The organism is Chromatiales bacterium (assembly GCA_024234935.1).
Taxonomy (GTDB): Bacteria; Pseudomonadota; Gammaproteobacteria; order Steroidobacterales.
On sequence record JACKNI010000004.1, the window covers coordinates 91,976 to 103,668 of the forward strand.

The following is an 11,693-nucleotide window of genomic DNA, read 5'->3' on the forward strand; positions in this document are numbered from 1 at the left end:
ATGTCAGAACTTGCCGCGGGTCTGGTGCTGGCCGGGCGCTTTCGTCTGATCCGCGTGCTCGGTCGTGGCGGCAGCGCTGAAGTCTGGCTGGCCGAAGATCCGGTGCTTGCCACCGAGGTCGCGCTGAAGATCATTCCTGCGGCTGATGCAGCAGCGGCGTGCCGACTGGCCGATGCGCTGCGCAGCGATCTCCGGACTTTGCAGCGGCTCGTGCATCCGGGCATCGTGAATATCCATGCCGTATATGTGGATGGCGCGCGCTGCTGCATTTCCATGGAGGCGGTCATCGGCACCGATGCCGGTGGACTGCGAGGCACTGCCTGGCAGACCATCGTTGCGGCCGTGCTCGAAGTGGTCGACGCACTCCAGTACGCGCATGCACAAGGCGTGGTCCACGGTGATCTGAAAGCCGGCAATCTGCTTTGCGACAGCGCAGGTCATTGGCGATTGTGTGATTTCCGGATGGCGGCGCTCGGCGCGGACGGTGCGGTGTCGCTGTCGGCGGTGAGTCCGCAGCAACTGGACGGCGCGCCACCGACGGTCAGCGATGATGTCCATGCGCTCGGCGCACTGCTCCATGACCTGCTGTCGGGTGCGCCACCCCTGCATCCGGGCATCACCCCGGCGCGCATACGCACCGAGGTTCCGGGCCGCCTCGGTGTCGATGGTTCGGGCCAGGCACTGCCGCTGGCGCTGGTCCAGCTGGTTGCCGCGCTGCTGGAAAAGTCGCCGGCCCGTCGGCCGGCTGGCATGCCTGCAGTACGGGCGGTACTTGAGGAAATATTGCGGGACGATGAGCAGCTGCCTGGACGCGGCTCTGTCGATGGCCCGGCCACGATAGCGGCTCCTCGGCGGCTGCGTCGCCCAGGTGCGGCCGGTCTGCCCGCCTGGCTGGTCTATGCCGGCGGCCTTGTGCTGCTGGCGTGTCTGGCCGGTGTGCTGTTTATCCTGCCGAAGCTGGTCAGCGAACGCCCGGTGGTTCTTCCGCCGCCGCCTGTGGCCGCAGCACCGGAATCAGCAGCACTGCCACCGCCGCCGGAAACGGTTGCGGAACCTGAGCCGGCGCCGGCACCGGCACAGGCACAGGCACAGGCACAGGAATCGCCACCCGCACCCGTCGTGGCTGAGGCGCCGGCCAAAGCACCGCCACCGGCGCCGCACAAAGAGTTGCCAGTGGTCGACAGCTCCGCCGCTGATTTCGAGCGCGCGCTGTCGCGCGGACTGGGCGCGCTGGCTGCCGGACGACTCGCGGAAGCGCGACAGGCCATCGACGTCGCGACGGGGCTGCGGCCCGGAGATCCGGGTGCGAAAAATGCGCTCGCGCAACTGGTCGCCGAAGAGCGGCGCGAGCGTATCGCAACATTGGAGGCAGAAGCACGGAAGCTGGAGGCGGCTGAACAGTGGCAGGGTGCAGTCTCCCGATATGAAGCGATGCTGGGTATCGATGCCAATCTGCTCGGTGCGCAAAAGGGCCTCGCTGCAGCGCAGGCGCGCGCAAGCCTGAACCAGCAGCTTGAACAGGCGCTGGCGCGTGCCGACCGCTTCAACGACGATGCGATCGCAGGCCCGGCACGGCAGCTCGTGGCGCAGGCTGCTGCCGTGCCGGCACCCGGCCCGGTGTTGAGCGCGCAGATCGAGCGGCTTGAGGTACAGCTGAAGATCGCAGCGCAGCCGGTGCCCGTACAATTCGAATCCGACAACCAGACCAATGTGGTGATCTACAAGATCGGCACGCTCGGCGTGTTCAGCAGCCGTACGCTGGACCTGCGGCCCGGGCGCTACGTGGTGGTCGGCACGCGCGATGGCTACCGTGATGTCCGGCGCAACATCCGTGTGGATCCGGCCGGCAACATGCCGCCGGTGGTGATCCGTTGTGAGGAAGCGATTTGAGTCCCGCCATCGTCGTTCATGATGCTTCGGGCACGCGCCGATTTGGCGAAGCCGACCTGCCGCTGCGCATCGGTACCGGCCCGGCGGCGGCGATCCGGCTGCCGGGTCCGGTCGCCGACCAGAGTCATGCGCTGATCGGGTTGCTCGAAGGCCGGCCCTTCCTGCAACCCACCGGCGCGCAGGTCACCGTCAATGAGCTGCCGCTCACCGGGACGCGCTGGCTCGGCGATGGCGATGAGATCGGTATCGGCAGCGCCCGCATCCGCTGCGCCTTCGGTACTGATGCGCTCGAATTCAGGCTGCGCTTCAGCGGTGTGGATTACGACACGCTGCCGCCCGATGAAGCAGTGCCGGAACTTGCCGGGCCGGCAACAGAGGCTTCAGCACCCGTAGCGCCCGTCAGGGCGCTCAAGCGTCGCGCGAGTCCGCGCTGGCGTGCGCCGGCGATCTGGGCCGCGCTGCTCATGCTCGCGGTGTGCGCGTTCTGGTTGCTGACCTCGCGGGCGGTGCTGATCGTTGCAGATCCGCCGGTGGCCGTCCTCGATGTGCAGGGCGTTCCGGACCTGCGTTTTGCCGGTCGTTATCTGCTGCGGCCCGGGTCTTATGCCGTGACTGCGACGGCAGAAGGCTATGCGCCTGGCAACATCAGCATCGAGGTGACGGATGCGCCCAGCCAGGATTTCAGCCTGCGGCTGGAGCGATTGCCGGGTCAGCTGGTGGTCAGCACCACACCCGCCGTCTCTGCCGAGGTCACCATCGACGGCGTGAGCGCAGGGCGTACGCCGACACGCGCCATCGAAGTAAAAGCCGGCAGCCACAAGCTGCATGTCACAGCTCCGCGTTACCAGGCCTACGAGACGGAACTGGCGGTGGAGGGCGGCGGTGTTCTGCAGGCCATCGAGGCGCGGCTGGTGCCTGACTGGGCCGAGGTGACGGTCAACACGGTGCCGGAGGGTGCTGCCATCCTTGTCGATGGCGTGCCGGCGGGAACGACGCCCGCGAAGCTGGAATTGCTGGCTGGTGAGCGTACGCTCAGCTTCGAGAAAGACGGCTTCAAGACACTCAGGCACCGGGTTGCGGCAGTGGCCAACCGGCCGCAGCAGCTTGACGTGCTGAAGCTGGAACAGGCCGATGGTCTGGTGCGCATCCTCAGCGAACCACCGGGCGCGACGGTGACGGTAGCCGGCCGCTATCGCGGTGTGACGCCACTGGAGACCGGTCTGCCGCCCGGCCGCAGCTATACGGTGGCGCTGAGCAAACCAGGCTACGAAGCGGTGTCGCGCAGCGTGGACCTGGTCAACAGCCGGGGTGCGACGCTGCGCGTCGAACTCGTTGCGCGCATCGGCGTGGTCCGCGTCAGCAGCGAGCCGGCCGATGCCGAACTGCTGGTCGATGGCAATTCGGTTGGAACCGGACCGCGCGAACTGTCGCTGCCGGCTTTTGCGCATCGCTTCGAGTTTCGCAAACCCGGCTTTGTGCCCCATGTCACCGAGGTGACGCCGCAGCCGGGCCAGCCTCAGGCAGTCACAGCCACGCTGCTGACGCCGCAGCAGGCGGTGATCGCGGCGACGCCGCGCACCGTGACGACTTCGCAGGGCCTGGAAATGCGCCTGGTCCGGCCGGGTGAGTTTCGCATGGGCGCACCGCGTCGCGAGCAGGGCCGGCGGGCCAACGAGACCGAGCGCGATGTGCGGCTGACGCGCGCTTTCTATATCGCGACGCGCGAGGTGACGAACACCCAGTACCGCGCCTTCCAGCCGAAGCACACTTCCGGCGCGGAGAAGTATCAGCAGCTGGCTGCTGGCAGTCACCCGGTGGTGATGTTGAGCTGGCAGGATGCTGCGGCTTACTGCAACTGGCTCAGCGACCAGGAGCAGCGTCCGCATGCCTATGCCGAGCTTGGCGGGCAGCTGGTGCTGGTCACGCCGGTCAACACGGGCTACCGTCTGCCCACCGAAGCCGAGTGGGAGTGGGTTGCACGCTACAACGGGGGTGGCGGCAGTCGCCGTTATCCCTGGGGTGATGCGATGCCGCCGCCGGCCGGGGCGGGAAACTATGCCGACCGCACTGCACAGGGTGTGGTGGCGAATGTGCTCGCCGGCTACAGCGACGGTTATGCCGTGACGGCGCCGGTCGGCAGCTTCAGCCCCGGTCCGCTGGGCCTCTTTGATCTGGGCGGCAACGTTGCCGAATGGGTGAACGACCGTTACACCGTTTATCCCTCCGGCGGACCGCTGGCTGTCGATCCCACCGGGCCGTCTGACGGGCAGTATCATGTGATCCGTGGTTCAGGCTGGCGCCACAGTGGCATCAGCGAGCTGCGCCTGTCGTATCGCGATTTCGGCGACAGCGGCCGTCTCGATGTCGGCTTCCGGATCGCGCGCACGGCAGATGACAAAGAGCGATAGGCCATGTTGAGCAAAGTCTGGCGCACAGTGCTGGTGATCGCACTCGGCCTGGGCCTCACCTGGGCGGCCGGCCGTATCGGCAGCGGCCCGCCTTCCGTGCTGAAGCTCGATTCAGCGACAGAAGCGGCGGCGACCGGCACGGCCGGTGCCGCGGCCGGAAAAACCGGCGCCGAGCCGGTCACGGACCTCTCCACCGCCGAGGTTGAAGCTGAACTGAAGAACGTCGAGAAGGTGCTGAGCGGCGGCCTGGATCCCGGTGAAGTGGCGGCCGACAAGCCGCTGCCTGCCGATCTCGGTGTCGCCCTGCCTTCGGATATCTGAATCTGCCGACCGGAAGCCACGCCATGCAAAGAACCTTCTCTGCCGAGTTCGTCTTTCAGCTGTTTTCGCTGCTGCTGTCCGTGCTGCTGGTACATGCGGTCTACGTCACCCTGGTCTGGCCGAACGCGCAGGCGGTGATCGACCAGAACCGGCAGATGGTGAAACAGGATGCGAGCTACACGCCGCAGCGTTCCTGGTACATCGTGCTCAAGGATTACGAACAGGAATCCTGTTTCGTGCTCGGTCTGTGGGCGCTCTCGATCATGGGTTACAAGGCGCGCAACGTCAGTCGCGAGCGGCAGATCCTCGATCAGGAGCTGGTGCCGATCGCCGAAGGCGTGCGCATCCTGCCCGAGGATACGCGCAACTACATTCGCCAGATCCAGGCACTGCCGGCGGCTGATCAGGGCCTGTTGCTGCCGCGCGCGCTGCTCAATGCCCTGCAGCGCTTTGGCGCCACCCACAATGTGCAGGATGCGTCTTCTTCCGCACACACGGTGGTGATGTCGGGTGGCGAGCAGCTCGAGGCCGAGCTGTCGATGGTCCGCTATATTCTCTGGGCGATTCCGTCGATCGGATTCATCGGTACGGTGCGCGGTATCGGCGATGCGCTGAGCGTGGCCAACAAGGCGGTTTCCGGTGACATCAGCGGCGTTACCGAGAGTCTGGGCGTGGCTTTCAACTCCACGCTGGTCGCGCTGCTGATCAGTATCCTGCTGATGTTTCTCGTCCACCAGCTCCAGCTGCTGCAGGAGCGGCTGTCATTTGAAACGGAAAACTATCTAGACGAGCACCTGATCCGCCACCTGCAGGTGAGCTGATCCGGTGGACACCATGCCGCTTGTCAGCCCGCCTCTGGCCATCGACCTGAACGATGCGGCCGTTGCGGTCGCGAACGAGGCGGGTCTGCTGCACGTCGAGCCCGCCTGTGTCGTGGTTGCGGACGGGCCGGCGCGCTTTGGGACGGCTGCCCTGCCGGTACTCAAGCGCTGGCCGAGGCTGACCAGCGTGCGTTACTGGCGCGACCTGACGGCAACACCGCTGCCGAGGCCATTGCGCGCCTTCGAGTCGAATGCCGAGATCGTCGGCGCACATCTGCGGCGGCTGTGGCTGCGCTATGGCACCAGCAACCAGCAGGGCATCGTCGGTGCCACGCCACCCTGGTGGACGCCTGAACAGATTGCGGCGTTGATCGGCATATGCCGCGAATATGACGTGCCGATACTCGGACTGGTCGATGCGTCGGTGGCCGCGGTGCGCAACGAGTACCCGGGGCGTGAGCTGCTGCAGATCGATGCCGGCCTGCACACGCTGACGCTGACGCATATGCGCCAGAACGGACAGGTCAGCCTCGGCGAGCGCGAGTTCTTTCCGTCCCTGGGCATCGAATCGCTGCAGCGGCTGGCGACCGAACTGATCGCGCGGCGTTTCATCGAGTACAGCCGCTTCGATCCGCTGCACAGCGCGGAAATGGAACAGGCGCTGTTCAACCATTTGCCGGACTGGCTGGGGCGGGTGGCGCGCGATGTCGATGCGCGCCTCGAACTCAAGTCCGGAAACGACAGGTTTCGCGCGACCATTGACGCCGCTGATTTCAAGGAACGCATGGCAGCGGCCTGCGAGCCGTTGTTGCAGCGTCTGCGGTCGCGGATCGTGATGCGAGGCCCGCATGTGGTGCAGGTTCCGCAGCGGCTGACCGACTTTCCCGGCGTGATCGAGTGCCTGATGCGCCTGCAGGAATGCGAAATCCATGTCCTTGAGCCAGGTGCCGCCGCATTGGGCGCCCTGAGCCGGATCGAGCCACGCTGGGGTGTGGAGCCGGTGGTACAGACCGAACTGCCGTGGGACCGGCCGCCGGTTGCGCGGGCCACGGCCAGTGTCGTCCCGGCAGAGCGCAGCGAGCGTGCGGCAAGCCATCTGCTCGCCGGCCATCGCGCCTTCCGTCTGGGGGCAGAGCCACTCCGCATCGGTACCGGCGTCACTGCAGACGAGTGGGGTGTGGCGCTGGATAGCGGGCTGCGCGGGGTTTCCCGTCATCACTGTACGGTGCGCACCGAGAACGGCACGCTGATGCTCTTCGATCACAGCCGCTTCGGTACCTTGCTGAACGGGCACCGCGTGGATTCGGCAGCGGTCCTCAAGGCGGGCGACGTGATCACGCTGGGCACGCCGCCGGTCGAGCTGCGGCTCATTGCCGAAGTGTCCGGAAATGGCGCGTAGGTCCTTCAACGTCTTCAATCTCGCCTTTCTGGATGTGATGGCCTGCGGTCTGGGCGCGACGATCCTGTTCCTGATGATCATCAGTGCCCAGGTCCGGCTGAAAGCCGAACGCGCCAGCGAGGAACTGCTGGCCGAAGCCGGCAGTCTCGAACAGCAACTCAAGGAGGCGCGCGACAATCTCTCGCGTCTGCAGGCCAGTCCGGTCAGCTCACCGGAGGCTGCCGCGGCGCAGATTGAAAAACTGCGCCAGCAGATTGCAGACATGCGTGCGAAGGTGGCGTCGCAGTCCGGCGACAGCGTCGCGCAGAAAGAAAGCCCGGAGCAGCTGCGCGCCGACATACAGCGCCTGGAGGAAGGCATGGGCCGGCTCACGGCCAGTCAGCAGACCACGGGCTCGGGCGGCCGGGTACGCAGCTTTACCGGTGACGGCAACCGCCAGTACCTGACCGGCATGCAGATGGGCGGCAAGCGCGTGGTCATCCTCGTCGATGCCTCGGCCAGCATGCTGGCGCGGACCTATGTGAACGTGGTCCGCTACCGGGCGATGCCTGACAGCCGCAAACGCACAGCGCCGAAGTGGCGGCAGGTGGTCGCCGCGGTGGACTGGCTGACCACGCAGTTCGCCGCCGGCACCCGGTTCCAGATCTATGTGTTCAACGAAGAGGCGCACAGCGTGGTGGCCGGCAGTGACGGCAACTGGCTGGAAGCCGGAGCTGCCGGCACGCTGGAGCAGGCCGTGAGCGAGCTGCGCAAGGTGGTGCCGGAAAAGGGCACGAGCCTGGTCAATGCCTTCGCAGCCCTGCAGCAGCTCAAGCCCGCACCGGACAATATCTATCTGCTGACCGATGGCCTGCCAACCCAGGGCAAGCAGGCGCCCGGTGGTGTCACACAGGTAAAACCTTCCCAGCGCGCGACCTTCTTCAATCAGGCCGTGCGTGAGCTGCCGGGCCGTGCACCGGTGAATGTGCTGCTGTATCCGATGGATGGCGATCCGGATGCCGCCGGTTTCTTCTGGCGGCTGGCCATCGCCAGCAAGGGTTCGTTCCTTACACCGTCGCGGGACTGGCCATGAGACGGCGACGACGCGAGCCCGCTGACAACCTGAACCTGTCGTTTCTGGACGCGATTTCCTGCGGCTTTGGTGCCGTGATCCTGCTGCTGGTGATCACCATGCGCTTCGAACCGGCTTCGATCCAGACGACCCGCGAGGAAGCCCTGGCGGTCATCGCGAGCCTCGAGAAAAAGCTCGCGGAGGCCCAGGCACAGACGGCGATTCTTGCCAGCCAGATGTCGGGACCGCGTGGCGATGACCAGCAAACGATTGCAGCGCTGCAGGCCGAGCTGACCCGGATCCGTGGCCAGTTCCGGCCGACCAGGGCACCGGTACCGGATACGGCCGAAGAGGGCGAACTGAAGGCGGCCCGGCAGCGTCTGACCGAGGAAATGCGCCGCCTGCTCGCGAATTACCGTCCCGCGCCGAAAGACACCACGGTCGGCGGCATTCCGGTGGACAGCGAGTACATCATCTTCGTTATCGACACCTCGGGCAGCATGTACCAGGGGCCCTGGCAGCTGGTGCTGCGGAAGATCAGCGAGACGCTGAGCGTCTATCCGAAGCTGCGCGGCATCCAGGTGATGAACGACGAGGGCAAGTACATGTTCTCGAGCTACGCCGGGAAGTGGATGCCGGATACCCCCGGCGTGCGCAAGAACATCATCAGCCGGCTGGCGAACTGGAATCCCTACAGCGATTCAAGTCCGGTCGAGGGTATCGTCGAGGCGATCAACTCGTACTATGAACCCGGGCGCAAGATCAGCATCTATATCTATGGCGATGACTTCCCGCAGGGCCAGGTGGAAGCGGTGGCACGCTATGTGGACCGGATCAACAGTGCCGGCAAGGATGGCGAGCGGCTGGTGCGCATCCATGCGGTGGGCTTCCCGACCCAGTTTGCCGGTGGCCAGGATCGCAACGGCACGCGCTTTGCCAATCTCATGCGCGTGCTGTGCGAACGCAATGGCGGGAGCTTTGTGGCCCTGACGACACTTTGACAACCGAAGGAGACGACGTATGAGCGAGCCGGAAAAACTTGCGAGGCGACGCTGCAAACCCTGTGAAGGCGGCGTTCCGCCGCTGGGCCAGGCCGCGGTTGCTGAACTGCGTCGTGCGCTGCATGCGGACTGGACACTGTCCGCCGACGGCAAGTGGCTGGTGCGCAGCGTTGCGTTTGAAAACTATGCGCGCACGCTGGGTTTCGTCAATGCGGTCGGCTGGATCGCGGAGTCGGAGGACCACCACCCCGACCTCGAGGTGGTGTGGGGCAAGTGCACCGTGAAGTGGTCGACTCATGCGGTAGACGGGCTCACCGAAAACGACTTCATCTGTGCCGCAAAAGTCGACCAGCTCCTGGTCTGAAGCGCCCTGCCTCAGAAGTTGTAGCGGAAAGTCGCACCCCAGGTGCGCGGATCGCCGAGGAAGGCGTTGAAGGTCTGTGTCGATCCGGCGCCCGTGCCTTCACCCTGCAGTGGGGCATCGAAAGCGACCTGCAGATATTCGCGATCGAAGAGGTTGCGTCCCCACAGTTCGAATTGCCAGCGCTTGTCGTCGGGCCCGAAGCCGATCCGGCCATTCCAGACCATGTAGGACCTCTGGTCCTTCTCGACATCGAGGTCAGAGCCGGTATTCATGTCGCCATTGAAGCGGAAGTTGAGATTCAGAAAGCCGCGCATGCCGCTGCCCACAGCCTGCTCCCAGGTTGCCGAACCGGTGGCGCTCCAGAAGGGCGCATTGGTCAGCCGCTGGTTGCGCAGTACCGGATCGGAAACATCGTTGTCGTAGCGCGTGTCGGCATAGGTCAGGCCGCCGGCCAGCGTGAGCTCATCGAGTGGACGCGTCTGTGCTTCGATTTCCACGCCCTTGCTGGTGACGCCGCCGATGTTGGAGACGACAAAATTGGTGCCGGTAAACGCATTCAGCTGGAAATCGTCGAACTCGTTCCAGAAGGCTGCAATGTTGAGCTGCACCGTATCGAGCAGCATGCCCTTGGCGCCGACTTCCCAGGCATCGACCGTTTCAGGATCAAACTCCAGCTGGCTGGCAGCCGGCGGCGTACCGGTGAAGGGATTGCTGAGCCCGGCACGGTCCAGATTGAAGCCACCGGCCTTGTAGCCCCGGCCGTATGAGGCATAGCCGAGCCAGCCCGAGCTGAAATCATGGGCGTAGCCCAGCGTTCCGGTGACTTCGTCATCCTTGTGTGTGGCGCTGTAATTTCCATCGACCAGCGACGAGAACAACGGCAGGCAGCCAAAGCGCAGGGCAGTCTGTGCGGTTGCGCCGGTGAGGATGCCGAGCGATATGCGTTGCGCAATGATGTCGCAGGCCTGGTTGTCAGACGCAATCGCGGCGTCCATGTCCTTGTCTTCGGAGGTGTAACGCAGGCCGAGCGTGATCCGGGACTTGTCGTTGAGGTTCCAGATGTTGTGGGTGAACACCGCCCAGCTGTCGGTGTCCTGTCCGAAGTCATCACTGATGGCACCATCGCCATCCGTGAATACCGTGCCGGGCGCGAGGCCGGTGAACAGCGTCAATGCGCCTGGCGGTCCGCCGCCCGCCTGGATCAGGCCGTTGGCGAAGGGCTCGTAAGCGGGACCGGTGCGCACGGCATCGCGTACGTCGAGCTTCTCGTTGAGATAGTACAGGCCGACCAGCCAGTCGACTGACCCGGCCGATCCGGCCAGACGCAATTCCTGGCTGAAGGTCCTGAACTGGTTGCCGTAGGTGCCGCCTTGCCGGTAGAGGATGTCGGCATTCGTGAAGTCGATGTCCTGGGACCGGTCTGCATCCCAGTCACGGTATGCCGTGATCGAGGTGAGCGTCATGCCGCCCATGTCCCAGTTCAGTTCGGCCGACACGCCCCATTCATCGGTGCCCTGGTCGTAACCACGGTTCGTGTTGGCATACATTTCGCGATCGTAGGGGCGGGCAGGGCTGATCACGGTGCCGCCGAGCATACCGATCAGCGCGGCGGTCGGACCGGCCTTCCAGGTGACTGCCGCACAGCAGGCCTCATCATGATGTGCGACATCGGCGATCACGCGCAGGCTCAGTGCATCGCTGAGCTGGCTCGACAGCTGGCCGCGCAGCAGATAACGGTCGCGGTCGTTGTACTCGGTGCCGGTCGACAGCTCGTCGATGAACCCGTCGCGCTGCGTGACTGTGCCATCAAGCCGCAGTGCGAGCTTGTCGCCGCTGACCGGGCCGGTGATACCGCCGCTCAGACGCCAGTAGCCGTAGTTGCCGGCGCTGAGGTCGGTATAGGCATGCATTTCCTCCGCGTCGGGACCCTTGGTGATGATGTTGATGAGGCCGGCCGAGGCATTCTTGCCGAACAGGGTGCCCTGTGGTCCCCGCAGCACTTCGATCCGTTCGACATCGCCGAGATCGGTCAGCGCCACATTGTTCCGATTGCGGTAGACGCCATCGATGAAAACCGCGACCGACGATTCGAGGCCGAGGTTGTCGCCTGTCGTACCTACACCCCGGATGCGCGCCGTGGTGCCGGCAGACTCCGATTGCGTGCTGGTGAGCACGAGGCTCGGCGAGAGGATGGTGAGGTCGCGGATGTCTTCTATGCCCGCGATCTGCAGGGTTTTCGCGGAGTACGCCGAGATCGCGATCGGTACGTCCTCGATGCTCTGCACACGCTTCTGTGCGGTGACGATGATTTCTTCGATGGGCTGGTTCGCGGCCACTGCCGGAGCGGGCAAGGCCAGCGGCAGGCAAAGGACGATGGCGGCGGAAACTTTCGATGCGGGGTGCGTTGCTGCAGGCATGACAGGCTCCCTGTGTGCAGA

Annotated in this window: 9 protein-coding genes; 8 read left to right on the forward strand and 1 reads right to left on the reverse strand. The window is 65.1% G+C overall.

Features of this window, described 5'->3' with window-relative positions; genetic code table 11:
• The 8 genes from H6979_10195 to H6979_10230 are packed head-to-tail and all read left to right on the forward strand — an operon-like array spanning position 1 to position 9,255.
• Complete coding sequence (locus tag H6979_10195; GenBank protein MCP5140216.1) at positions 1-1,890, forward strand: protein kinase; 1,890 nt, start codon at positions 1-3, stop codon at positions 1,888-1,890.
• Positions 1,887-4,298: a PEGA domain-containing protein gene (locus tag H6979_10200; GenBank protein ID MCP5140217.1), complete on the forward strand. Its 2,412-nt coding sequence runs from the start codon at positions 1,887-1,889 to the stop codon at positions 4,296-4,298. Before H6979_10195 ends, H6979_10200 begins: the two co-directional genes overlap by 4 nt.
• 3 nt (positions 4,299-4,301) lie before the next feature.
• Positions 4,302-4,619, forward strand: a complete 318-nt coding sequence (locus H6979_10205; GenBank protein ID MCP5140218.1) for a hypothetical protein — start codon at positions 4,302-4,304, stop codon at positions 4,617-4,619.
• Between the two features lie 23 nt (positions 4,620-4,642).
• Positions 4,643-5,440 carry a MotA/TolQ/ExbB proton channel family protein gene (locus H6979_10210; GenBank protein MCP5140219.1) on the forward strand — a complete coding sequence of 266 codons (798 nt, stop codon included), beginning with the start codon at positions 4,643-4,645 and terminating at the stop codon, positions 5,438-5,440.
• A gap of 13 nt (positions 5,441-5,453) precedes the next feature.
• Complete coding sequence (locus H6979_10215) at positions 5,454-6,839, forward strand: FHA domain-containing protein (GenBank protein ID MCP5140220.1); 1,386 nt, start codon at positions 5,454-5,456, stop codon at positions 6,837-6,839.
• Positions 6,829-7,911, forward strand: a complete 1,083-nt coding sequence (locus tag H6979_10220) for a VWA domain-containing protein (protein ID MCP5140221.1) — start codon at positions 6,829-6,831, stop codon at positions 7,909-7,911. Before H6979_10215 ends, H6979_10220 begins: the two co-directional genes overlap by 11 nt.
• A complete protein-coding gene (locus H6979_10225) occupies positions 7,908-8,891 on the forward strand; it encodes a VWA domain-containing protein (protein MCP5140222.1) in 984 nt (327 codons plus the stop codon). The genes H6979_10220 and H6979_10225 overlap by 4 nt, the downstream gene beginning before the upstream one ends.
• A 19-nt stretch (positions 8,892-8,910) precedes the next feature.
• On the forward strand, positions 8,911-9,255 hold the full coding sequence (locus tag H6979_10230; GenBank protein MCP5140223.1) for a 4a-hydroxytetrahydrobiopterin dehydratase: 345 nt from the start codon (positions 8,911-8,913) through the stop codon (positions 9,253-9,255).
• Positions 9,256-9,266: 11 nt separating this feature from the next.
• Here the strand turns inward: H6979_10230 and H6979_10235 are convergent, their stop codons facing one another.
• A complete protein-coding gene (locus tag H6979_10235; protein ID MCP5140224.1) occupies positions 9,267-11,672 on the reverse strand; it encodes a TonB-dependent receptor in 2,406 nt (801 codons plus the stop codon).
• Positions 11,673-11,693: the final 21 nt, after the last annotated feature.

What these genes read in the sequence shown, in the direction of transcription:
- H6979_10195 (MCP5140216.1), top strand. Translation starts at nt 1, where the DNA reads ATGTCAGAACTTGCCGCGGGTCTGGTGCTGGCCGGGCGCTTTCGTCTG.
- H6979_10205 (MCP5140218.1), top strand. Translation starts at nt 4,302, where the DNA reads ATGTTGAGCAAAGTCTGGCGCACAGTGCTGGTGATCGCACTCGGCCTG.
- H6979_10210 (MCP5140219.1), top strand. Translation starts at nt 4,643, where the DNA reads ATGCAAAGAACCTTCTCTGCCGAGTTCGTCTTTCAGCTGTTTTCGCTG.
- H6979_10215 (MCP5140220.1), top strand. Translation starts at nt 5,454, where the DNA reads ATGCCGCTTGTCAGCCCGCCTCTGGCCATCGACCTGAACGATGCGGCC.
- H6979_10220 (MCP5140221.1), top strand. Translation starts at nt 6,829, where the DNA reads ATGGCGCGTAGGTCCTTCAACGTCTTCAATCTCGCCTTTCTGGATGTG.
- H6979_10225 (MCP5140222.1), top strand. Translation starts at nt 7,908, where the DNA reads ATGAGACGGCGACGACGCGAGCCCGCTGACAACCTGAACCTGTCGTTT.
- H6979_10230 (MCP5140223.1), top strand. Translation starts at nt 8,911, where the DNA reads ATGAGCGAGCCGGAAAAACTTGCGAGGCGACGCTGCAAACCCTGTGAA.
- H6979_10235 (MCP5140224.1), bottom strand. Translation starts at nt 11,672, where the DNA reads ATGCCTGCAGCAACGCACCCCGCATCGAAAGTTTCCGCCGCCATCGTC.